Origin of the sequence: Pseudomonas bubulae (assembly GCF_900618535.1) — a bacterium.
Lineage (GTDB): Bacteria > Pseudomonadota > Gammaproteobacteria > Pseudomonadales > Pseudomonadaceae > Aquipseudomonas > Aquipseudomonas bubulae.
Window position 1 is genome coordinate 320,712 of record NZ_UYJA01000005.1, and the last position, 23,716, is coordinate 344,427.

19 protein-coding genes and 1 pseudogene are annotated in these 23,716 nt (G+C 58.9%); 7 read left to right on the forward strand and 13 right to left on the reverse strand.

Annotated elements, in window-relative coordinates:
* Window positions 1-244: 244 nt before the first annotated feature.
* From PPTH39_RS18720 to pilM, 8 genes and pseudogenes are all read right to left on the reverse strand, one after another.
* Window positions 245-1,816, reverse strand: a complete 1,572-nt coding sequence (locus PPTH39_RS18720) for an AAA family ATPase (protein WP_095017725.1) — start codon at window positions 1,814-1,816, stop codon at window positions 245-247.
* 10 nt (window positions 1,817-1,826) lie between these two features.
* Window positions 1,827-2,927: a 3-dehydroquinate synthase gene (gene aroB, locus PPTH39_RS18725; protein ID WP_095000851.1), complete on the reverse strand. Its 1,101-nt coding sequence runs from the start codon at window positions 2,925-2,927 to the stop codon at window positions 1,827-1,829.
* Between the two features lie 130 nt (window positions 2,928-3,057).
* Complete coding sequence (gene aroK / locus PPTH39_RS18730) at window positions 3,058-3,576, reverse strand: shikimate kinase AroK (RefSeq protein WP_029611693.1); 519 nt, start codon at window positions 3,574-3,576, stop codon at window positions 3,058-3,060.
* A gap of 4 nt (window positions 3,577-3,580) precedes the next feature.
* Window positions 3,581-4,805, reverse strand: a pseudogene (locus tag PPTH39_RS18735) (type IV pilus secretin PilQ); the annotation flags it as partial.
* Between the two features lie 120 nt (window positions 4,806-4,925).
* On the reverse strand, window positions 4,926-5,420 hold the full coding sequence (locus PPTH39_RS18740) for a pilus assembly protein PilP (protein ID WP_232527659.1): 495 nt from the start codon (window positions 5,418-5,420) through the stop codon (window positions 4,926-4,928).
* A 37-nt stretch (window positions 5,421-5,457) separates the two neighbouring features.
* Window positions 5,458-6,072, reverse strand: coding sequence for a type IV pilus inner membrane component PilO (locus PPTH39_RS18745; RefSeq protein WP_232527660.1), 615 nt, complete (start codon window positions 6,070-6,072; stop codon window positions 5,458-5,460).
* Complete coding sequence (locus PPTH39_RS18750) at window positions 6,069-6,635, reverse strand: PilN domain-containing protein (protein ID WP_095000848.1); 567 nt, start codon at window positions 6,633-6,635, stop codon at window positions 6,069-6,071. The genes PPTH39_RS18745 and PPTH39_RS18750 overlap by 4 nt, the downstream gene beginning before the upstream one ends.
* Window positions 6,635-7,597, reverse strand: coding sequence for a type IV pilus biogenesis protein PilM (gene pilM, locus PPTH39_RS18755; protein WP_130872294.1), 963 nt, complete (start codon window positions 7,595-7,597; stop codon window positions 6,635-6,637). Before pilM ends, PPTH39_RS18750 begins: the two co-directional genes overlap by 1 nt.
* Window positions 7,598-7,802: 205 nt before the next feature.
* Here pilM and PPTH39_RS18760 point away from each other — a divergent pair, with 205 nt between their 5' ends.
* Window positions 7,803-10,226, forward strand: a complete 2,424-nt coding sequence (locus PPTH39_RS18760; protein WP_416068820.1) for a penicillin-binding protein 1A — start codon at window positions 7,803-7,805, stop codon at window positions 10,224-10,226.
* Between the two features lie 58 nt (window positions 10,227-10,284).
* On the opposite strand, the gene PPTH39_RS18765 is transcribed toward PPTH39_RS18760, so the two are convergent.
* The 4 genes from PPTH39_RS18765 to rpmE all read right to left on the reverse strand — a co-directional run bounded on the left by PPTH39_RS18765 (window position 10,285) and on the right by rpmE (window position 15,073).
* Window positions 10,285-12,315, reverse strand: a complete 2,031-nt coding sequence (locus PPTH39_RS18765; protein WP_232527661.1) for a lipase family protein — start codon at window positions 12,313-12,315, stop codon at window positions 10,285-10,287.
* Window positions 12,316-12,561: 246 nt separating this feature from the next.
* On the reverse strand, window positions 12,562-13,830 hold the full coding sequence (locus PPTH39_RS18770; RefSeq protein ID WP_095000845.1) for a malic enzyme-like NAD(P)-binding protein: 1,269 nt from the start codon (window positions 13,828-13,830) through the stop codon (window positions 12,562-12,564).
* Window positions 13,831-14,012: 182 nt separating this feature from the next.
* Entirely contained in the window at window positions 14,013-14,840 is an 828-nt protein-coding gene (locus PPTH39_RS18775; protein ID WP_130872296.1) for a thermonuclease family protein, read from the reverse strand.
* Window positions 14,841-14,845: 5 nt separating this feature from the next.
* Complete coding sequence (gene rpmE, locus PPTH39_RS18780) at window positions 14,846-15,073, reverse strand: 50S ribosomal protein L31 (RefSeq protein ID WP_016783180.1); 228 nt, start codon at window positions 15,071-15,073, stop codon at window positions 14,846-14,848.
* 214 nt (window positions 15,074-15,287) lie between these two features.
* On the opposite strand from rpmE, the gene PPTH39_RS18785 reads away from it, so the two are divergent.
* The 6 genes from PPTH39_RS18785 (at window position 15,288) to PPTH39_RS18810 (ending at window position 22,793) form a co-directional block, all read left to right on the forward strand.
* Complete coding sequence (locus PPTH39_RS18785; protein ID WP_095000843.1) at window positions 15,288-17,507, forward strand: primosomal protein N'; 2,220 nt, start codon at window positions 15,288-15,290, stop codon at window positions 17,505-17,507.
* A 241-nt stretch (window positions 17,508-17,748) separates the two neighbouring features.
* Window positions 17,749-19,485: an arginine--tRNA ligase gene (gene argS / locus PPTH39_RS18790; protein WP_095017730.1), complete on the forward strand. Its 1,737-nt coding sequence runs from the start codon at window positions 17,749-17,751 to the stop codon at window positions 19,483-19,485.
* A 1-nt stretch (window position 19,486) separates the two neighbouring features.
* Window positions 19,487-20,179, forward strand: a complete 693-nt coding sequence (locus PPTH39_RS18795) for an SPOR domain-containing protein (protein WP_095000840.1) — start codon at window positions 19,487-19,489, stop codon at window positions 20,177-20,179.
* A gap of 243 nt (window positions 20,180-20,422) precedes the next feature.
* On the forward strand, window positions 20,423-20,953 hold the full coding sequence (hslV, locus tag PPTH39_RS18800; RefSeq protein WP_016783176.1) for an ATP-dependent protease subunit HslV: 531 nt from the start codon (window positions 20,423-20,425) through the stop codon (window positions 20,951-20,953).
* Between the two features lie 68 nt (window positions 20,954-21,021).
* The gene (gene hslU / locus PPTH39_RS18805; RefSeq protein ID WP_083369675.1) at window positions 21,022-22,356 is read left to right on the forward strand and encodes an ATP-dependent protease ATPase subunit HslU; all 1,335 of its coding nucleotides are present in this window, start codon (window positions 21,022-21,024) and stop codon (window positions 22,354-22,356) included.
* Between the two features lie 65 nt (window positions 22,357-22,421).
* Complete coding sequence (locus tag PPTH39_RS18810) at window positions 22,422-22,793, forward strand: gamma-butyrobetaine hydroxylase family protein (RefSeq protein WP_169916155.1); 372 nt, start codon at window positions 22,422-22,424, stop codon at window positions 22,791-22,793.
* Between the two features lie 163 nt (window positions 22,794-22,956).
* Here the strand turns inward: PPTH39_RS18810 and PPTH39_RS18815 are convergent, their stop codons facing one another.
* On the reverse strand, window positions 22,957-23,625 hold the full coding sequence (locus tag PPTH39_RS18815) for a phasin family protein (protein WP_095000838.1): 669 nt from the start codon (window positions 23,623-23,625) through the stop codon (window positions 22,957-22,959).
* Window positions 23,626-23,716 lie beyond the last annotated feature (91 nt).

The following is a 23,716-nucleotide window of genomic DNA, read 5'->3' on the forward strand; positions in this document are numbered from 1 at the left end:
GCAGGGGCAAAAGGGTGGTCATTCTACACACCGTCACAAAGACCCACAAATTAAGCGGCGTTATACCGTAAATTCATGTCGCATTTATGAAAGGTTTAAAGCGATTGCTCGTGCTAGTCAAAACATTTTTGATGTTGACTGCTACACGGCGCAGACACCACAAGGCACACGGCTGTTAAGGCCGCATGCACAAGCAGGATTTTTGATGGACTAGAACGGCGACCTGGGTAAGGTCGCCGGATCATCAGCGAGCTGCAGCCAGCTCTTTTTGGACGCTGGCGACAGTGCGAGGCCAAGGTTTACCAGCCTGCGTCTTCGCTGGCAAGTTCTTGATTGCTGCAGTTGCTGCAGCATGGCTTGGGAAGTTGCCATAGGTGACGACGTACAGCGGCTTGCCATTCAAGGTTTTCTTGAAGTAACGAGCATCACCGCCCAGTTCTTTGGCGACATTTTGCGCAGACGCTTCAGAGCTGGTGCCGACGATCTGCACCACATAGTTATTGGCAGGCTGGCTGGCGTACCAGCTACCGCCTGGTGCGGCCTTGGCCAGGCTAACCGGCTTCTCGGCCGGTTTGACCACTGGTTTGGCTGCCGGGGCCGGGGCAGGCTTGGCCACTGGCGCAGGCTTGGCCGTGGCCACGGTAGGTGCCGGTGCTGGTGCCGGGCGTGGCGTGGCTACGGGCGCAGGGCCCGCTGGCACGCCAACCGGTGGCGCGGTGGTGGTGACGGTCGGTGGCGAAGCAACGCCGCCGTCGACCGCAGGCACACCGCCATCGTCGCCCTCGGAGATACCACCGGCCGCTTCAGCCAGCGGACCACGCATCACCGGCTGAGACTGCCCCACCAACGGCAACGGCATCGGCTGCGAAGAACCGGCGAAATCCACCGACGGCTTGGCCCCGCCATTGGGTGTGGCCTGCCCCAGCTGTGTCTGTTCAGCATCCGGCGCAACAGGCGCCTTGCCACGGCCCGGAATCAAAACGGCAGCAGCGACAGCCACTACCACTACTGCACCAATGGCCAATACGTGTTTCTTCGGCATCTTGAACCCCATACTTGGACGCTTGACCGCTGAGCGGCTGGCAATCATGGCTTCGATCATTGCATCACGGGCGACCTGGTTGATAATCCCGGGCCAGCCTTCAGAGCTCTCGTGTATATCTGAGATCTGCTGAGCGCTAAAGAGTTCGATCCCGCGCCCGGCACCTTCAAGGCGCTGGGCCAGATATTCGCGGGTTTCTTCGAGGTCATAGGGCTGCAGGTCGACCACATGGAAGCGTTCTTCATCAGCGCTCAGCTCCTCAAGACCGGCAATCATCGACGGCTCACCGAACAAGAACACGTGCGGACGCCCCTCTGGCGTACCCGCAGCCAGCGCCAGCAAGGCTTGCAGCGCAGACTCATCGAGCTGTTCGGCATCATCGACCAGCAGGTAGACCTCTTGCCCCGTAAGCGCCAGTTGCACCACTTGCGCCAGAATGGAGCCCACGTCAGGGCGCGCCACATTCAGGGTTTGCGCCACTTGCTGCAGGATACCGGCGGCATTGCCGGCCCCACGCGCCGAGACCACGACACTTTGCACCGACTGCTTGTTGGTACTCGCCACCAACGCCTGGCGCAGCAAGGTTTTGCCGCTGCCCTCAGGCCCGGTGACCACCAGCAGCAACTGGCTGTAGCGGGCAAGGTGATGCAACTGCCCCAGAACCGGCTTGCGCTGGGCCGGGAAAAACTTGAAGCCCGGAACCCGCGGTGCAAAGGGGTCGTGGGTGAGCTGGAAGTGACCGAGGAACGCCTCGTCGGCATGCAAACTAGTCATCGGGATCTTATTAACCTTTAAGCTGAGCCAGCGCGCGGTAATCCGCACCCAGCGTGGCTTGTAGAACCTCTTGTGGATAATCGTCAGTCACTGTGGCTTCGCCCATGCGGCGCAACAGCACCAGACGCATACGACCGTCGATCACTTTTTTATCAACTGCCATGTGTTGCATAAAGTCGGCCGGGGTCATTTCGACGGGCGGCACCACTGGCAAACCGGCACGCTGAAAGATCCGGATACCTCGATCACGCTCGGCATCGGTGATCCAGCCCAGGCGGGCAGACATTTCCAGTGCCATCACGGTGCCCGCAGCGACGGCCTCGCCATGCAGCCACACGCCGTAGCCCATATGGGTTTCGATGGCATGGCCAAAGGTATGCCCCAGGTTGAGCGTTGCACGCACACCCGCTTCGCGCTCATCGGCGCCGACCACTTCAGCCTTGGCCGCGCACGAACGCTGGATCGCGGCAGTCAGGGCCGCCTGGTCCAGGGATCGCAGCGCATCCATGTTGTCTTCAAGCCAGGTCAGGAACGGCTCATCGCATATCAGGCCATATTTGATGACTTCAGCCAGCCCCGCGGACAATTCGCGGGCAGGCAGGGTGTTGAGGGTCTGGGTGTCGATCAGCACAAGGTTGGGCTGATAGAAGGCACCGATCATGTTCTTGCCCAAAGGGTGGTTGATCCCGGTTTTGCCGCCCACGGACGAATCGACCTGGGACAACAAAGTGGTCGGCACCTGGATAAAATCGACTCCGCGCTGGTAACAAGCAGCAGCAAAACCGGCCATGTCACCGACAACACCGCCACCCAACGCTATCACCGTGGTGCGTCGATCATGACGTGCTGTGAGCAGGCCATCGAAAATCAGCTGCAGGGTTTCCCAATTCTTGAACGACTCGCCATCGGGCAGGATGATCGGCAACACCGAGAACTGCGCGAGGCTACGCGTCAAGCGCTCAAGATAGAGTGGCGCGACCGTTGTATTGGTCACAATCGCCACCTGGCGCCCGGCGATATGCGGAGCCAGCAACTGCGGCTGATCCAACAAACCTTCGCCAATATGAATCGGGTAGCTACGCTCGCCTAGATCAACCTTCACTGTCTGCATGAAACCCCGCGTTGAAGCACGGCGCCAGCGCCCTGCTTCGCAATTATCAAGTGATGGCATGCCGTAAAAAGGCATGCTCGGCGCCGAGAATAGCGCATTTCGTATCGCACTTTAATGGTCTGTGCAGCGACTACCGGGGAGGAAGCTGGGCCAGGCGCTCGAGGATATCGAGCACCACCATGCGCGGCGGCCGCTCATCGGTTTCAACCACCAGGTCAGCAATTTCACGATAAAGCGGGTCGCGCACAGCCAGCAGGTCGCGCAGGATTTTTTCCGGGTTGGCATTGCGCAGCAGTGGCCGGTTGCGATCACGGGAGGTGCGCGCCACCTGCTGCTCGATGGAGGCGTGCAAATACACCACGCGCCCACCATTGCGCAGGGCTTGCCGGTTTTCCGGGCGCATGACCGCGCCACCACCGGTGGCCAGCACAATGCCATTTTCATGGCACAGCTCGACAATCATGGCTGTTTCACGATCGCGAAAGCCCGGCTCGCCTTCTTTATCGAAGATCCACGGGATATTGGCACCCGTGCGCACTTCAATTTCCTTATCGGAATCTTTGAACGGCAGGTGCAGCTCTTTGGCCAGCAAACGTCCGATGGTGCTTTTTCCAGCCCCCATTGGCCCAACAAGAATCAAATTTCGCACAGAATCAATGACTCACAGCAATCGCCTGGTTGTTCATGATACGCGGAGTCAGGAACACCAGCAGTTCGGATTTTTTTTCCAGGACAACGTCTCTACGGAAAAGTCGGCCAACATACGGCAGATCGCCTAAAAATGGCACTTTATCTACCACTTTGCTTTGAGTTTTTGAGAACACTCCCCCAATCACGATGGTTTCACCGTCCTTGACCAGCACCTTGGCCCTGACCTCGTTCTTCTTGATGGGCGGTACATCCTGCAGCCTGCTCATGTAATCGGGCTCATCCTTGGTCACTACGACGGCCATGATGACGCTGTTGTCCGGAGTGATTTGCGGCGTCACCTCCAGTGACAATGAGGCTTCCTTGAACGAAACCGATGTAGCCCCGGTTTTGCTGGCCTGCTGGTAAGGAATTTGGGTGCCTTTAAGAATTTTGGCGGTTTCCTTATCCGCAGTAACCACTTTGGGTTGCGAGATAATTTCCCCATTACCGGTTTTTTCCATGGCCGTCAGTTCCAGGTCCAGCAACACATTGTTGGTGATGAAGGCGATGCCCAAGCCCGAGGTATTTCGCGAAACACCCAAATCAACAAAGGGCGCACTAACGTTGCCCGGGGCAGCCCCGGACGCCGCAGGCTGGGTAATACCACCGGCTTTCCAGAGGCCACCATTGTTTAGCGCTCCCCCCCCAACGCACACCCAGGCTTTTTTCGAAGTCCACGCCTGCCTCGACAATCCAGGCTTCGATCATCACCTGACGCACTGGCACGTCCAGTTGAGCCACGATGCGCCGCAGCTCCTCCAGCCGTTCACTCGATTCATAAGCAATGATGGTATTGGTGCGTTCATCCACCGTGATCGTGCCCTGCCCCTCGATGCCGGGCTGCCCGCCGGTCACTGACTGGAACAGCATGACGATATCTGCCGCCCTGGCGTAATTGACTTGCACCAACTCCCGACGCAAAGGCGCAGGCTCAGGGCGCTCGCGGGCTGCGATCTCTTCCAGGGGCGCGATCAACAACACATTACCTTCAAGACGCTTGCCCAACCCCTTGCTCTCAAGCACCAGCTCCAGCGCCTGATCCCAAGGCACATCCTGCAAACTGAGGGTTATGCTGCCCTTTACGGTGTCGCTGACCATCAGGTTGAACCCGGTAAAATCCGCCAGCGATTGCAGTACCGTGCGTACATCAAGATTCTGCACGCTCAGGGACATGGGCTCGCCCACATACTGCGAGCGCTTGACGGATGATGGCGCGGCCTGCCCAGCCGCCAGCATTGACTGCGAATTCAGCGCACTCCATAGCGCCAGTACGCAGACCGGTGAAATCCTTTTCATGGTGTTTATCCGTTAAGACTGTTGATTTAAAGGAATCGTCAGGGACCTTTCCAACCAACCGCCCCGACCATCGGAAATCAGTTCAAATACTTCAATCTGGTGCGCCTGGATCGAAGCAATCTGGCCATTGTTGCGCCCCAGGTAATCCCCCACTTTCAAGCGATGAATAACACCATTGGCCCGCAGCAAGGCATTTGCCTGCGATTCACTGGACAGCATGCCAACCATCTCGAACTGCTCCAGATCAAAGCCTTCCAGAAACTGCCGGGGCCGGTCCGCGTCAAGTTCATCGCCGGCAAGGCTGACCTGCCAACTGCCGTCCCCTCCCCCCCCTATAGCCTGAAAAGGATTGCGCAAACCCATCGACCCATAGGCAAACACAGGCCCGACACTGATCACGGGAAGCGGCTCAATGGCGTTGCTCGCATGCCCCTGCGTAGCCTGTAAATAACTGTGCAGGTCTGCGGTAGTCTGCGGGCTGTCACACCCTGCCAGGCTTGCCAGCAATCCGGCGCCAAACACTCGCAAACAAACACCCATGGGATCAGTCCTTGATCGTGGTTCGGTAGGCCTTTGCCAGCAGCGTCATGCGCAGTTGACCGTCACCGGTACCGTTGCTCGGCGCAAGGCTGAGGTCATGCAAGGTGACAATGCGCGGCAGGCTGGCCATGGCGCTGACGAAGAGGCCAAGTTCGTGATAGCCCCCGACGAGGGTCATCTGCAGTGGCAGTTCGGCATAGAACGTTTGCAGGACTTCAGGGAGCCACTGAATGTGCTCGACCAGCAGACCATTGCTCAGACCCAACCGCGAAATCTCATCCAGCAATTCGGGCACTTGTGCCTGAGCGGGGAGTTGTTTGAGCAACGCACTGAACCCGGCTTCCAGCCTGTGAACTTGCATCACATAAGCATCCATATTGGCAACCTGTGCGACCCTGGATTCAAACTCCGCCTTCAGCGTGGTTTGAGTCTCGTGCAACTGTTGCAGCCGGGAAGAAGGCAGTTGAAGCAGCAGCGCATGACCCGACACCAGCACCAGGCCCAGCCACACCAGAGCCACGGTTGTTTTGCGGGCTGGCGACCAGGCGCCCATGTTACCCGGGGCCAGTTCGCGCAGGTCGAAATTGCGCAGGCTAAAGAGCCAGTGCGCAGGTATCACAATGCCCCCCCGGAAGGGGTATGTCGGGCCTCACGCACCGTCATCTGAAACAGGCGCTCCTGCCCGCCTGCCTGGGCAGGGTCTGCCTTGACGTCATTGAGTTGCGGCGTATCCAGCCAGTGCGAAGCATCGAGATTTCGCATCAGCTGGGCGACAAGGTTGTTGGACTGGGCAATCCCCGTGATGACAATGGTGCCCTCGGTCATTTTCACGTCGGTGAAATGCACACCTTCCGGCAAGCTGCGCGCCAATTGCTCCAAAATGATCCCGCTGCTCGACCGGCTGCTCTGCAACATGCCTATGGTTTGCATGCGTTCAAGCAATTGCTCCCGGCGCACTTTCAACTGGTCGATCTGCTCCGCACGCCCATCCAGCTGGAACGTGGTACTGCGGATCAGGTCATTGCGCTCCATCTGCTCCTCTACCAAGGTGTCGATAAAGTGGTCAGCAGCAAACAGGCCGGCCACCGCCAGCAAAGACAGGGCCACCAGCACCATCAAAAAACGTTTGCGCCGCTTTTCACGCAACAACGCGCGCCAGGGCAACAAATTGATTCTCGCCATTAATCAAACCCCCTCAAGGCCAGACCGCAGGCAGTCAACAACACAGGGGCATCGCAAAGCAAGGCTTCAGAGGTGAGTGAGGGATCGAGGTCCATCAGCGCAAACGGGTTGGCGATGCGTGTCGGCGTGCCAAGACGGGATTCAACCCGCTGAGCCAGCAGCGGATCCATGGCAGCCTCACCGGCCAATACGATCAGGCCGATCCGCCCATCAACTCCGGAGTCGGCAAACAGCCCAAGCTCTCGCTCCAGCTCTTCGACAATCGTGGTTTTGAATGCTTGCGCCCTTGCAGTGGCCTGCCCGCAAAGCAGCTCACGGACGTAAATGACCTGACCCTGCTGCACGATGCTCAGCAGGATTGCATGGGGTGCAAAATCGACCACTGCCACGGCCCCGTTCAGTGCCTGGCCTGCAGTCATTGCCTCAACGCCCCGCACCAGGGCATGAGCCTGCACGGCAACCACCCGCGGGACCAATCCCGCACCGGTCAAGACCGAACAATGCCACTCCAGCGCTTCCTGGCGGCACGCCACCATCAGCACGCGGGCCGGCCCGGTATGGTTCGACGGGTGATCCTGGAGCTCAAAATCCAGTGCCATGTCATCCAGTGCATAAGGTATGTACTGCTCAGCCTCAAACCGCACATGAAACTCAAGCTCGACTTCGCTCAAGCCTGCCTCCACCTCCAGGCTTTTGCAGATAACCTGACCATCGGGCATCGCGATAATGGCGTCCCTGGCGATTACCTGGGCCTTTTCCAGCGCCCTGAGAAGCACTTGGACGACACTTTTGGCCTCTGCGCCGGTCTGATCATTCACAAGCCCGGCTGGCAGGGGTTCCATGGCATAGGACTGTAGCTTGAACCGGCCCTGTGAACGGCTCAGCTCGACGAGCTTGATCGACTGCTGGCCGATTTGTACGCCGACACAGCGCTGACGTGTTTGAGGAAATAATCCGGGCACCTTTGTTTTCCCTAATGCAATCCGTAACTTACGGAGGGTAAAAAATGAGATCCGTTCAAAACCTGTTCTGACATGCGGCTCATGACGTTCATGAGCGAAAAATGCTTATAATGCCGGGCGTTTTTTCCGTATCGTCGACCCGGCGCAACTGCGCACTACCCTGACGTGCAAACCCATTTCTTGATCTGGAAATCCAAAAGCCTTGATTCGTCTGCTGAAGTTTTTCGGGTGGTCTTTCGTTGCCGTGTTCTGCGGGCTGTTGCTCGTGTTGAGCGGCGCGTTTCTCTATCTTAGTCCTGGCTTGCCGTCTGTAGAGTCGTTGAGAAGCATCCAGTTGCAGATTCCTTTGCGGGTCTACACCAGCGACGGAAAGTTGATCGCAGAGTTTGGCGAAATGCGCCGCTCACCGATCAAGTTCGCCGACATTCCGCCCAATTTCATCAATGCCCTGCTTTCTGCAGAAGATGACAATTTCGCCAATCATTACGGGGTCGACCCCAGCAGCCTGATGCGTGCCGCTACCCAGTTGGTAAAAAGCGGACACATACAATCAGGTGGCAGCACCATCACCATGCAGGTGGCGAAGAACTATTTCCTCTCCAGCGAGCGAAGCTTTTCGCGCAAGACCAACGAAATCCTGCTGGCTCTCGAAATTGAACGCGAGCTGACCAAGGACGAGATCCTTGAGCTGTACGTGAACAAGATTTACCTGGGCAACCGCGCTTACGGTATCGAATCCGCAGCTCAGGTTTACTACGGCAAATCGATCCGCGACCTGAGCCTGGCGCAGATGGCGATGATCGCCGGCCTGCCCAAAGCCCCTTCACGGTTTAACCCGCTGGCCAACCCGGTGCGCAGCAAAGAGCGCCGCGACTGGATCCTGGGGCGTATGTACAAGCTGGGTAAAATCGATCAGGCCAGCTATCAAGCGGCGATCGCCGAGCCGGTCAACGCCAGCTATCACGTGCCAACGCCGGAAGTGAGCGCCCCCTACATCGCCGAAATGGCCCGTGCCGAAATGGTCGGCCGTTATGGCAGCGAGGCGTACACCGAAGGCTTCCGTGTGACTACCACGGTGCCGAGTGACCTTCAGGAACTGGCCAACACCGCCGTTCATGAAGGCCTGATTGCCTACGACCAGCGTCACGGCTACCGTGGCCCCGAGTCACGCCTGCCGGGCAAGACCCTGGCCGTATGGACTCAGGAACTGGCCAAGCAGCGCCCGATCAGCGGTCTTGAACCGGCCATCGTGACCCAGGTCGACAAGGATGGCATTCAAGTACTGACTCGCACCGGTGAGGCGCACGTCGCCTGGAACACCATGAAATGGGCACGCAAGTTCCTCAACACCAACAGCATGGGGCCGATGCCCAAACAGCCTTCGGATGTCGCCCAGGTCGGTGATCTGATTCGCGTACAACCGCAGACCGACGGCAGCTACAAATTCAGCCAGGTGCCCACCGTGCAAGGCGCACTGGTATCCCTGGATCCGGACAACGGCGCCATTCGCGCGCTGGTGGGCGGTTTCGCCTTTGAGCAAAGCAACTACAACCGGGCGATGCAGGCCAAGCGCCAACCGGGCTCCAGTTTCAAACCATTCATCTACAGCGCCGCACTGGATAATGGCTACACCGCCGCCACCCTGGTCAACGACGCACCCATCGTGTTTGTCGATGAATATCTGGACAAGGTCTGGCGCCCGAAGAACGACACCAACACCTTCCTCGGCCCGATCCGCGTGCGTGAAGCACTGTACAAGTCGCGCAACCTGGTCTCCATCCGCTTGCTGCAAAGCCTGGGTGTCGACCGCACCGTCGACTACATCAGCAAGTTCGGTTTCAACAAACAGGACTTGCCGCGCAACCTGTCGCTGGCCCTGGGTACTGCCACCCTGACGCCAATGGAGATTGCCACCGGCTGGAGTACATTCGCCAACGGCGGCTACAAGATCACGCCGTATCTGATCGACAAAATCGAAAGCCGCAATGGCGAGACCCTGTTCGTGGCCAACCCGCCAAGCGTGCCTAAAGCCGACAGCAAGGATGTGCCGCCTGAAGCCGCAGCGCTGATCGTTGACACCATCAATGCCGCACCGGGCCTGCCCACTGTCGAGACGCAAGCAGTAGCCGAGCGGATTGTCGACGGGCGCACCACGTACATCCTCACCAGCATGCTGCAGGACGTGATCAAGCTCGGCACCGGCCGCCGCGCCCTGGCGCTGGGCCGCACCGATCTGGCAGGTAAAACCGGTACGACCAACGAGTCCAAGGATGCGTGGTTCTCAGGATACAACGCCGACTATGTGACCACTGTTTGGACCGGTTTCGATCAGCCCGAAAGCCTGGGCCGTCGCGAATACGGCGGCACCGTCGCGCTGCCGATCTGGATGACGTACATGGGGGGCGCGCTCAAAGACAAGCCTGCGCATACGCAGCCAGAACCCGAAGGCATCCTCAGCTTGCGGATTGATCCGTCCAGCGGCCGTATCGCGTCTCCAGGCACGCCTGGCGCCTACTTTGAACTGTTCAAGAGCGAAGACACACCGCCCACCAACAGCGAACTGGGCAACAACGTAGCACCGGGCAGCCCGCTGCCGGCAGATGACGGCGCCCCAATAGACCTGTTCTGATCAACAGGGCTGCACGTTGCAGAGCGCCTGGGCGCTTGCAACGTGCAGCCTGGCAGGCTCAAGCAAGCAGGTGATCCACAGGCACACCCCCTGCAAACAGCTCATCGATCGGCGCCATCGCCAGTTGATCGATACGCGTGCTCTCGCTGTGAGACTCCCAGCGCTCCAGACTTTCAGCCAGCACACCGGGCTGTTGCGCATACTGCCCATACACATCTGCCCAGGTCGGCACCCGAAACCTCAGCAGGTACAAGCGCTTGCGGGTTTTATGGACATTGCTCATTTCGCGCATGAGCAGGTTCATGGCTTCTACCTGCTCTTCAAACGTACCGCCCGCACAGGTCATTACCTCACGGTACTTAACCCGCAGTTGCTGCGCGACGTGTTCAAGCGCCTGATCCACGAACAACACCTCACGCTCGGTCACCAGTGAACACCGGGCCTGCAGCGCTTGCTGGCTGCGGCGCAAAACCGCCCAGCAACTGGGAATATAACTGTCGATCATAAACGGCTGGCCTGCATCGACCCGTGGCTTGAGCCCCCCCTCTGATTCGGGTGCTGCACTGTTTTGCTCAAGTACCGCATGGCTGACGGCATGCTGGGTGATCGTCTTGCTAAGCGGATCCCACAGGACATGCGACCTCATCTCCTGAGCAAACTCCAGCGGCATAAAGTGGCGCAAGGTTCCGTGATGCTGATAAGGCTCTGCGAGCAAACGGCTCAGGCCCGCCACAAACACGCCAAAACCTGCGGGTACATTCACGAAACTGAGTACCGTGCCTGCACAACAGGCCGACAATGGGCGGCTCATCCAGCTGCCGGGCACCCCGGGGACAGGATCGTTATGGTTAACCATGCGTTGATGCACCAGCCCCTGTGCCGCGCGAACAAAGGTTGCGTCCGCTGCGCGAGGGGCTCCGTACGTGTAGAGCTGCACCTCACAGGCCCTCAGCTGGATCAACATTTGGGCAAGGATCAAACCGATAGCCCCGCCCTGGCTGTGTCCGCAAATCAGTACGGCTTGCCCCCAGTGGAACTTGTCCATGTACCTGTCGACAAGCTCGTAAGCCTGCCTGGCGGCGTCGTAAAAACCGCCATGTACCTGGCCCTCACCCTCTTCAAAGGGTACTTGAGGGGCCTCTGCATCCTGTGACAAATCAGACCAGGTACAGGTGCTATGAACGGCAACCAAGACAACTTTATCGTTATGGCTCACAAAAACTTGTGCACCTGCGCCTTGAGCCCCAAAACGGATATCTCCGCGATAATGCACTGAAGACGGAGTTTCCTGAGCCATTCCGCAAAGCGGGTCATTGGCCGGGTACAGCACGGGGTCGAAAGGCACAATTTCCAAACGCGCCGAATACGGCACATCTTCATATAAAGGGTAATAGGACTTTGCCTGTTCCGGGCTGGCCCGCCAGCCCATCATGCTTGCCTCCCCAAAGGGATCTTGCACACGCGACATGCGGGCCGGCCCATCAAATGAGCAGTTGCCCAGGGTGGCCATCAACGCCAATTGATAGAGATTGAGCGCACAAAACTGCGGGTCCGTGGACAGCAGCGGGCACAAGGCCCGCAAGGGACGCACCTGCAGCACCGTATGACGCCCCTCTGCAATATGCACACCGAGCGGGCCACGCTCGACCGGGAACAGGCTCCCGTCCTCAGGCGGCAAATGAGAAACATGCTCGACCAGATGCCGCACTTCAATCTGGTAATAGTCACTGTCGGGATCAATGCATGGCGGCTTGCTCTGCGGGCGCGCACCGCTCCTGTCGAGGAAGCGGGTGCGCTCCGCCCTGACCTGAAGCTCGGTGATCTTGAGAGGGTAATGCGTTCGACCCATCAACCGCGAATACAGGCCATTGCTGGCGTCATGCAACTGCCTGAACATAAGCGCAAATGGCCCTTCAACGCCCTTGCGCACCCTGCCAACCCCCGAGGCATCCAGACGACCGCCGTGCCGTCTACCTCGCTGATCAACCAGCTCAAAGGCCAGCCCTGCATAGGCGGTACTCACCCCCTGGTCGTCAATCAGTTGAAAGCGGGTCTGACTGTAACGGCTTTGACGAAGGCGAGTGAACATCCGTGATTCCTATAAAACGTCCTATAAAACAGAGGGCACACTTCAGAATTCTTCAGAATTCAGAACAGGCTCCCCTCGGAACAAAGGAATGAAATTAACGGAGGCTCGAAAAAATTAATGTAAGACAATTCCTATTTTGTAGAAGGGTTAGGCTTATTTTGTAGATCCTTTCGTGCCCGTTTCGCAGAAAACAAAAAAGCCCCGACGCTTTACAGCGCCGGGGCTTTTTTATGACGCTACACAGCCTTAGCCGTTGAAGACGTCATCCACGCTTTTGAGCGGGTAGTTTTTCGGGTATGGCAGGGTTGCAACACCGGTCTCGATGGCAGCCTTGGCCACTGCATCGGAGATCAGAGTGATCAGGCGTGCATCCATTGGTTTCGGGATGATGTATTCACGACCGAATTCCAGCTTGATACCGCCGTAAGCGTCACACACTTCTTGTGGCACTGGCAGTTTGGCCAGTTCACGCAATGCGTTGGCTGCAGCGATTTTCATTTCTTCGTTGATGCGCTTGGCGCGAACGTCCAGGGCACCACGGAAGATGAAAGGGAAGCCCAGCACGTTGTTGACCTGGTTCGGGTAGTCCGAACGGCCAGTGGCCATGATCACGTCGTTACGGGTGGCGTGAGCCAGCTCCGGGGAGATTTCCGGATCCGGGTTCGAGCACGCGAACACGATCGGGTTAGGCGCCATGCGCAGCAAGTCTTCAGCGCTCAGCAGGTTCGGACCCGACAGGCCAACGAACACGTCTGCGCCGTCCATGGCATCAGCCAGGGTGCGCTTCTCGGTAGCATGGGCGAATGCCGACTTGTACTGGTTCAGGTCGTCACGGCCGGAGTGGATCACACCGGTACGGTCGATCATGTAGATGTTTTCGATGGTTGCGCCCATGCTCACCAGCAATTTCATGCAGGAGATGGCAGCAGCACCGGCGCCCAGGCAAACGATCTTGGCTTGCGCCAGGGTTTTGCCAGCGATTTCCAGGGCGTTGATCATGCCGGCCGCGGTCACGATAGCGGTGCCGTGCTGGTCATCATGGAATACAGGGATATCGCACTGCTCGATCAGAGCACGTTCGATCTCAAAGCACTCAGGTGCCTTGATGTCTTCGAGGTTGATGCCGCCGAAGGTGATGGAGATGCGTTTTACGGTGTCGATGAAAGCCTGTGGGCTCTCGGAATCAACTTCGATGTCGAAAACATCGATACCGGCAAAGCGCTTGAACAACACGCCTTTGCCTTCCATAACAGGTTTGGAGGCCAATGGGCCGAGATTACCCAGGCCCAGGATAGCGGTGCCATCAGAGATCACGGCTACCAGGTTGCCCTTGCCGGTGTACTTGTAGGCCAGTTCAGGGTCGCGGGCGATTTCGCGCACTGGTTCGGCTACACCCGGGCTGTATGCCAGCGCTAGATCGCGGGCAGTAGCGGTAGGTTTGGTAAGCTCGACACTCAGTTTGCCTGGACGTGGCTGGGCATGGTATTCGAGAGCGGCAGTTTTCAAATCAGACATGTGGGCATTCCGCTTTTTTTGCTGTTGGACAGACGAATCGCCGAGCATACGCGTGTCGCAAAGTCCCGACAAGACTGACCAGTCAGCAGTGTCAAGGCCTTTACCTTACGACTTTGGCCCAAGAGCCGCGCCCCATAAGGGCTGGAGTGTCCACAATCTGTATTTAAAATTGTCTACAATTTTTAGCGGGCAATGACTTTAAGCATTCCCGGATGAGTTAAAGGCAACATCCAGCGTGCCTGCCCGGCCTTCACGCCTGCACGCTGCGAACGATCCAGAACCCAACCTCTGGCCTCGACTTGCGCACCTTGCAACCTGGCCAGTTGCTTTTGATCGAAATTGGGCAATTGCCTGAGCGCAATGTTCAACACCAGGCCGCCTTGCAGGTCGATCCAGAGCCCGCCCTGATTGCGCCGGACCTGACTGACCGTGCCACTCACCAGGGCGAAACCCGAGCGACGGATTTGTTGCGGCGCCAGCACCGGCGACTGCCGCCAAAGGCCCAGACGAGCCTTGCGCGCACTGCGCTCGGCGGCTTGCTGACAGTCAAGCAGCGCCACATTCGGCGCGATAGCCACCTGAAATCCCAGGCCGTCAGCCAGCAATCGGGCTTCAAGGTTGCTGCCATCGGCACCAAATACATGGGCCAGGGTGCGACCATAACGATCCCGGGCCTGTTTACCTGGCAGCAACCCGACACGGCCATCGCTCTGCGCCACCAGCGTTTGCAGGCGCTTGCGCGCCGCCTCGGCAAAGGGCTCGGCGGGCCGGCCTTTTTTGCCCGTCTCCGGGGCATTGAGGCCGATCATGCGCACGCTGCGGCCATCCTTGAGACGCAGGGTGTCGCCATCGGTCACCCGCTCCACCGTGGCGTAGGCCACAGCCCCTGGCGCCGGGCACAGCGGCGCGGCCGAAACACTGGCCAGCCAAATCGCAGGCACAAAAAAGGCGCCCGCAAGGGACGCCTTTTTCAATAACCTGGCCAGACCCAAAAGCCTGCCCATGGTCATGCGCCTTACTCGGCGGCTTTTTTCGTAGCGCCGAAAGCACCGAAACGAGTTTTGAAGCGATCAACACGACCGCCAACGTCCAGAGTTTTCTGCTTACCGGTGTAGAACGGGTGGCACTCGTTGCATACGTCGGTGCCCAGTGGCTTGCACAGGTTCGAACGAGTTTCGAACTTGTTGCCGCAGCTGCAAGTTACCAGGATTGTTTCGTACGCTGGATGGATATCGGCTTTCATGGGGTATTCCTCTAGCGTGCCGCCACTCAACACCATTGTTGAATACCGCACGTAAAATTAGGGCGCCGATAATACCAGACCTTTGCATTGACGCAAGCGGCAAAGCATGATCCGCCTGCAATTTTCACAGTTCATTGACCTGCCTTTTAGTCCCGCGCGGCGTTGTCTGCTAGGCTCCGGGCCATCTTTGCCGTTCATCACTTGAGAGCCCCGCGTGCCCGACGCCATTTTGCGCCTTGCCCTGCCTTCCCCCTTGCGCCGCCTGTTTGATTACCGGGCGCCTGCTGGCGTGCTGCGCAGTCAATTACAGCCCGGCATGCGCCTGCGGGTACCGTTCGGACGACGGGAGATGATTGGCATACTGGTCGAGGTGGTCGACCACAGCGAAGTACCAGCCGAAAAGCTCAAGCCCGCCATCGCCCTGCTCGACGCCACGCCGCCGCTGCCCGCCTCTTTATTCAAGCTGTGCCTGTGGACGTCGCAGTACTACCAGCACAGCCTGGGCGACACCCTGAGCTGGGCGTTGCCAGTATTGCTGCGCCAGGGTGAGCTGGCCGAAACGCGCCAGGAACGATTCTGGCAGATTGCCCCGGGCGCCCGGCTTGACGACCCCCGTGTTGCCCGCGCTCCACGCCAGCGTGAAGCACTGGCCACCCTCGCCCAGCACCCCCACGGCGTGGCGCATCAACTGTTAAGCAAGTTGATGCTGAGCAAGGACAGCCTCGACCTGCTGCTGGCCAAGGAGCTGGTCACTGTCGAGATCCGCCGCCATGCACCCAGTGAGCGCCATGAACATTGGCTGGCTCAGCCCGAGTTGCCGCTCAACGACGAGCAACGCGCTGCCTACGAAGCAATTCGCGCAGGTTTCGACCACTTCCATGCCTTCCTGCTGGCCGGGGTCACTGGCAGCGGCAAGACCGAAGTGTATTTGCAATTGATCCGTGAAACCCTCCAGGCCGGCAAGCAGGCGCTGGTGCTGATCCCGGAAATCAACCTGGGGCCGCAAACCCTGGCCCGCTTCGAACAACGCTTCAATGCCCGTATTGCGCTGGTGCATTCTGCGGTCAATGACCGCGAGCGCCTGGAAAGCTGGCTGGCAGCCCGTGATGGCGAAGCCGACATTATTATTGGCACGCGTTCAGCGCTGTTCACCCCGATGAAAAACCCGGGGCTGATCATTATCGACGAAGAGCACGACGGCTCTTATAAACAGCAGGAAGGTTTGCGCTACCACGCCCGCGACCTGGCACTGGTGCGTGCCCGGCAGGAAAACATCCCCATCGTACTCGGCTCCGCAACGCCATCACTGGAAAGCCTGCACAACGCCTACACCGGCCGTTACGGCTTGCTGCGCCTGAACGAACGTGCTGGCGGGGCCAAACAGCCTCGTTTTCTGCGCCTGGATGTGAAAAGCCGTCCCCTGGACAGCGGCATTTCCGGGCCGATGCAACAGGCCATCGGCCAGACCCTCGCTGCGGGCCAGCAAGTACTGGTGTTTTTGAACCGTCGAGGCTTCGCGCCGACTTTGCTGTGCCATGACTGTGGCTGGATGTCTGAATGCCAGCGCTGCGATGCGCGCATGACCGTTCATCAGCGCTCTGGCGAGCTACGCTGCCATCACTGCGGCTACGTCGAGCGCGTTCCGCGCAACTGCCCGCAATGCGGCAAAGTCGACCTGCGGCCTGTAGGTGCCGGGACTGAGCGCGCCGAAGAGCGGCTGGGGATTTTGTTCCCCGACTACCCGGTACTGCGGGTAGATCGAGACAGTACCTCGCGCAAGGACGCGATGAACCAACTGTTTGCCACGATCCAGAAGGGCCAGCCGTGCATACTGATCGGCACACAAATGCTCGCCAAAGGCCATCACTTCCCCCGGGTGACGCTGGTATCGATCCTGGATGCCGATGGCGGCCTGTTCTCCGGCGACTTCCGCGCCAGCGAGCGCATGGCCCAGCTGATCGTTCAGGTCGCGGGCCGGGCCGGCCGGGCTGAAGAGCCGGGCAAGGTGATTATCCAGACCCATCTGGCCGACCACCCGCTGCTGATCCAACTGACCGAGCAGGGTTACTTCGCCTTCGCCGAACAGGCCCTGAGCGAACGCCGGGCGGCAGGGCTGCCGCCTTTCGCCCATCTGGCGCTGCTGCGCGCAGAAGCCCACAAACCGGGACAAGCCGAAGGTTTTCTGGATGAAGCCTGCAGCGAGGCTGAACGCCTGCTGGGTGAGCTGAACCTGGGGGGTATCGAGTTGCTCGGCCCCGTGCCTGCGCCAATGGAGCGCAGGGCCGGACGCTATCGTGCTCAACTACTATTACAGGCCAATGCCCGTGCACCGCTGCATCGTTTACTGAGCCAATGGCTGCTGGTCCTTGAGCAAATGCCCAGCGGTCGACAGGTGCGCTGGTCGCTGGACGTGGACCCGGTAGACCTTTATTGAGTCACCTCATGACCCCGTGGGAGCGGGCTTGCTCGCGATGCAGACGACGCGGTACAACTTGAAAACCGCAGCGATGCCATCGCGAGCAAGCTCGCGCCCACCGTTTTGACGTAATAACCGAACACCGCAGATCCATAACCCGCCTGCTAAGGTTGGCAAGGCCGACCTTGCAACGGATAATACCCAGTTTTTCCACCTGCGCACTGAAGCGCTACCGCGCTTGCGGTCGAAAGAGAAGACCATGAAAGACACCATTCGCCAGCTTATTCAACAAGCCCTAGCTCAACTCGTCACAGAAGGTGTGTTGCCTGAAGGCCTGACGCCAGCGATTCAGGTGGAAAACGCCCGTGACAAAACCCACGGCGACTTCGCCAGCAACATCGCCATGATGCTGGCCAAGCCTGCGGGTATGAAACCCCGTGATCTGGCTGAAAAAATCATCGCGGCACTGCCCGCCGATGAGCAGATCAGCAAAACCGAAATCGCCGGCCCTGGCTTCCTGAATTTCTTCCAGAACACCCAGGCCCTGGCTTCGCGCCTCGACGCGGCCCTGGCTGACGAGAAAATCGGTGTACGCAAGGCCACCCCGGCCATGCGTACCGTGATCGACATGTCCGCGCCCAACCTGGCCAAAGAGATGCATGTGGGCCACTTGCGCTCCACCATCATTGGCGATGGCGTGGCCCGTGTACTGGAATTCCTCGGCGACGAGGTGATTCGCCAAAACCACGTAGGCGACTGGGGCACCCAGTTCGGCATGCTGATGGCCTATCTGGAAGAAAACCCGATCACCAGCGACGAGCTGTCCGATCTGGAAAACTTCTACCGCGCCGCGAAAAAACGCTTTGACGAGTCCCCGGAGTTCGCCGACCGTGCCCGTAGCCTGGTGGTCAAGCTGCAAGCCGGTGACCCGGACTGCCTGGCGCTGTGGACCAAGTTCAAAGACATCTCACTGTCGCACTGCCAGAAAATCTACGAGCAGTTGAACGTTAAACTGACCATGGCTGACGTAATGGGCGAAAGCGCCTACAACGACGACCTGATCAACGTGGTCAACGACCTCAAGGCCAAGGGCATGCTGGTCGAGAGCAACGGCGCCCAGTGCGTGTTCCTCGACGAGTTCAAGAATGCCGAAGGCGAGCCGCTGCCCGTCATCATCGTCAAGGCCGACGGCGGCTATCTATACGCCACCACTGACTTGGCAGCCATTCGCTATCGCAGCGGCGTATTGAAAGCCGATCGCGCCCTGTACTTCGTCGATCAGCGCCAGGCCCTGCACTTCCAGCAGGTGTTTGCGGTTGCGCGCAAGGCCGGTTTCATCACCCATCCGATGGAAATGGAACACATGGGCTTCGGCACCATGAACGGCGCCGATGGCCGTCCATTCAAGACCCGTGATGGCGGTACGGTTAAACTCATTGACCTGCTCAACGAAGCCAAAGAACGTGCCTACACGTTGGTTAAAGAGAAAAACCCGGAGTTGCCTGAAGACGAACTGCGTGCCATCGCCAAAGTGGTCGGCATTGGCGCGGTGAAATACGCCGACCTGTCCAAGCACCGCACCAGCGACTACAGCTTCAACTTCGACTTGATGCTGAACTTTGAAGGCAATACCGCACCTTACCTGCTGTACGCCTACACCCGCGTTGCGGGCGTGTTCCGCAAACTGGGCAAGGGCTTTGAAGAAGTGCAGGGCCAGATCGTGCTTGAAGCCCCGCAAGAACAGGAACTGGCTGCCAAGCTGGCGCAGTTCGGCGAGGTGCTGAACAACGTGGCCGAAAAAGGCACGCCTCATACCCTCTGTACTTACCTGTACGAAGTGGCCGGCCTGTTCTCCAGCTTTTACGAGAACTGCCCGATCCTGAGCGCCGAAGACGAAGCACAGAAACAGAGCCGCTTGCGCCTGGCGGCACTGGCAGGCCGTACCCTCAAGCAAGGCCTGGAACTGCTGGGTCTGGAAACCCTGGAGCGCATGTAAGTTGGCCGCCAAGAAGAAACCAGTACCCAAGCGTGGTGCCAGCCGGTATCAGGCGCCCGCCAAAAAGCCGATCCCGGGCTGGCTATGGATGGCCATCGGCCTGACCGTGGGCGCCTTTATCGTGTTTCTGATGAAGCTCGAACCCGGCCAGGGTGATGACGTCAAACGGGTCAAGCAGGAGCAGCAGAAAGCCACGAAAGTGGCCGAAGCCAACAAGACCGCGCCGAGCCCGACTCAGCCGGCCAAGCCCAAGTACGACTTCTATACCTTGCTGCCCGAGTCTGAAGTGCTCGTGCCGCCAGAAGCCGTGCCCGAGAAGACCCTGCCTACACCACAAACCGCGCCGCTGGCACCGGTAACACCGGCTGAAGCAGCCAAAATCGACACCGCCCGCGCCCAGGCAGCCTTGAGCGGAATCACTCCGCCTCCAGCGCCACCTGTCGTCAAGGCGGCACCGGTTACCAAGTTCTTCCTGCAAGCGGGCTCGTTCCGCAAACAGGCCGATGCCGAAAAAGTACGCGCGCAAATCATCCTGCTGGGCCAGACCGCTACGGTTGAAGCCGGCACGGTGAAAGACGAAACCTGGTACCGGGTGCTGGTTGGCCCGTTCAGCAATCGCGACCAGTTGACGGTGGCCCAAAAGCAATTGGCGGGCGGCGGTTTCAACAACCTGTTGTTGCAACAGCGCCGCTGACAGCAGCCGCTCCCACGGGATTACGCTACACCCTGTGGGAGCGGGCTTGCTCGCGATGGCATCACCGCGATCAGCCTGACACTGCGGGTCGTCTGCATTTCGAGCAAGCCCGCTCCCACAACATCTTCGCCAAATCCTGCCTCCCCGTTCATCCCCATTCCCTCCCCGCTGTTGAAAAATCCGCGACAACCCCCATATGTATTTCCATCAGGCATTTTCGCCCCGCTGCGTGGAGACTCTCCCTTGACCACCATCGTTTCAGTACGCCGCCACGGCAAAGTCGTCATGGCTGGCGACGGCCAGGTTTCTCTTGGCAATACCGTGATGAAAGGCAACGCGAAAAAAGTCCGTCGCCTCTATCACGGCCAGGTCATCGCCGGTTTCGCCGGTGCCACCGCTGATGCATTCACCCTGTTCGAACGCTTTGAAGGCCAGCTTGAAAAGCACCAGGGCCATCTGGTTCGCGCCGCTGTCGAGTTGGCCAAAGAATGGCGTACCGACCGCTCGCTGAGCCGCCTGGAAGCCATGCTGGCCGTAGCCAACAAGGACGCATCCTTGATCATCACCGGTAACGGTGACGTGGTTGAGCCTGAAGACGGCTTGATCGCAATGGGTTCGGGCGGTGCATTCGCCCAGGCAGCGGCCCGTGCCCTGCTGATGAAGACCGAACTGTCGGCCCGCGAAATCGCTGAAACAGCACTCGGTATTGCTGGCGATATCTGCGTATTCACCAACCACAACATCACTATTGAGGAGCAGGACCTCGCTGAATAAGTCACCTGCCGGGCCGCTTCAACGGCCCGTTTGTGAACCTTGATTCTGCTAGAGGAACGCCAATTATTATGTCCATGACTCCCCGCGAAATTGTCCACGAACTCAATCGCCACATCATCGGCCAGGACGACGCCAAGCGCGCCGTTGCCATCGCGCTGCGTAACCGCTGGCGCCGGATGCAACTGCCGGAAGAACTGCGCGTTGAAGTCACACCAAAAAACATCTTGATGATCGGCCCTACCGGCGTCGGTAAAACCGAGATCGCCCGTCGTCTGGCCAAATTGGCCAACGCACCGTTCATCAAGGTTGAAGCGACCAAGTTCACCGAAGTTGGCTATGTAGGCCGCGACGTCGAGTCGATCATCCGTGATCTGGCTGATGCTGCAATCAAGCTGCTGCGCGAACAGGAAATCGTAAAGGTTCGCCACCGTGCCGAAGACGCCGCCGAAGAGCGCATCCTCGACGCTCTGCTGCCTCCTGCCCGCACATTCGGCGAAGAAGCCGCCGTACCGCAGGATTCCAACACTCGCCAGCTGTTCCGCAAGCGTCTGCGTGAAGGCCAGCTGGACGACAAGGAAATCGAAATCGAAGTCGCCGATGCTGTTGGTGTGGACATCTCCGCGCCGCCTGGCATGGAAGAAATGACCAACCAGTTGCAAAGCCTGTTTGCCAACATGGGCAAAGGCAAGCGCAAGAGCCGCAAGCTGAAAGTCAAAGAAGCCCTGAAAATGGTGCGTGACGAAGAAGCCGGTCGCCTGGTTAATGACGAAGAACTCAAGGCCAAGGCCCTGGAAGCGGTCGAACAGCACGGTATCGTGTTTATCGATGAAATCGACAAAGTGGCCAAGCGCGGTAATGTCGGTGGCGCCGATGTGTCCCGCGAAGGTGTGCAGCGCGACCTGCTGCCGCTGATCGAAGGTTGCACCGTCAATACCAAACTGGGCATGGTCAAGACCGACCACATCCTGTTTATCGCTTCCGGTGCGTTCCACCTGAGCAAGCCAAGCGACCTGGTGCCCGAGCTGCAAGGCCGTCTGCCGATCCGAGTTGAACTCAAGGCGCTGTCGCCACAGGATTTCGAACGCATCCTCAGCGAGCCGCACGCTTCGTTGACCGAGCAATACCGCGAGCTGCTGAAAACCGAAGGCCTGAACATCGAGTTCATGCCTGAAGGCATCAAGCGCCTGGCCGAAATTGCCTGGCAGGTGAACGAGAAAACCGAGAATATCGGTGCCCGCCGCCTGCACACGCTGCTTGAACGTTTGCTCGAAGAGGTGTCCTTCAGCGCCGGTGATATCGCCAGTGCGCAGAATGAGGAGCCTATCCGCATCGACGCCGAATACGTCAACAGCCACCTGGGCGAACTGGCCGAGAACGAAGACCTCTCGCGCTACATCTTGTAAGCCCTTTGCACCTGTAGCCGCTCTCAGCGGCTACAGCGCTTGTGCAATGACCTAAGGTTATGACCATGATCCCCAGTGCCATCAACCTGCACAAAGCTTCTAAGACCCTCACCCTCAAATACCCGTCCGGCGAAGAGCACCACCTGCCGGCCGAGTTTCTGCGCGTGCACTCGCCGTCTGCCGAGGTTCAGGGCCACGGCAATCCGATTCTGCAATTTGGCAAGATCAATGTCGGCTTGAGCAAGATCGAACCCGCAGGCCAGTACGCGTTGAAACTGACCTTCGATGACGGTCACGACAGCGGGCTGTTTACCTGGGACTACCTCTACCAGCTCGGCGTGCGCCAGCAAGAGCTGTGGGCGGATTACTTGCAGGAACTGAAAAAAGCCGGCAAGTCCCGCGACCCTTCGGTGTCGGTGGTCAAATTGATGCTCTGAGCCGGCTGCAGCTTTTTTGTAGCCGCTGAGGCGCGCGTAGCGAGGCTGCGCCCGGCGGCGAAGCCGTCGTAGAACCATCCACTCCGGTTATTCAGATGCACTGCGTTTACCGGATTTACGACGGCTTCGCCGCCGGGCGCAGCCTCGCGCGGCTCGTCAGCGGCTACAAAGTGGAAGTCGTTCCCTTGGCATCAACCGCTGGCGCTTTAGGCGCTACTGGTTTCTTGGCCGCAGGTTTTTTGGCGGCCGGTTTGGCGGCTGCTGGCTTGCTCGCGGCCGCAGGAGCTTTAACAGCAGCGGGCTTGGCTGCAGGTTTGGCCGCAGGCTTGGCAGCCGCTTTGGCAACCGCAGGTTTTGCCGCAGCCTTGGCCGGTGCCGCCTTGCTCGCAACCGGCGCCTTGCTGGCCGCAACTTTGGCAGCCGCCGCAGTCAGCTTCTCGATATGCTTGGTCAGGGTCTCGACCTTGGCATGCAACGCCTTGACCTCATCACGGCTGGGGACACCCAAGCGGGTAATGGCGCTATTAAGGCGCTTGTCGAAAGCCTCTTCGAACTCGCCCCACTTTTCCAGGGCCAGATCCTTGACATCTTCAACCCGCGAGCGCGCGGACGATGTCGACGATTTAACGCCCTCGGCCACTTTGTGCCCGGCATCCTTGGCCAGTTTTTCGGCCTTTTCGCCATCCTTGACCAGGGTGTCGAAGAGCTTGCTGCCATCGGTATCAATTTTCGAGTACACACCCAAACCAGCCAGCCAGATTTTTCGTGAGTACTCTTCCACCTTGCCTACCCAGGTGTTGCTGTCTTTAGCAGTCGGTTTTTTCGCAGCCATCGTGTTCCCCCCAATGTCATGTCGCGACGCCGGTGAGCAGGATCGTCGAATCATCAAGATGAACAAAGGTGCTCACCTGCATCAGGTTTAG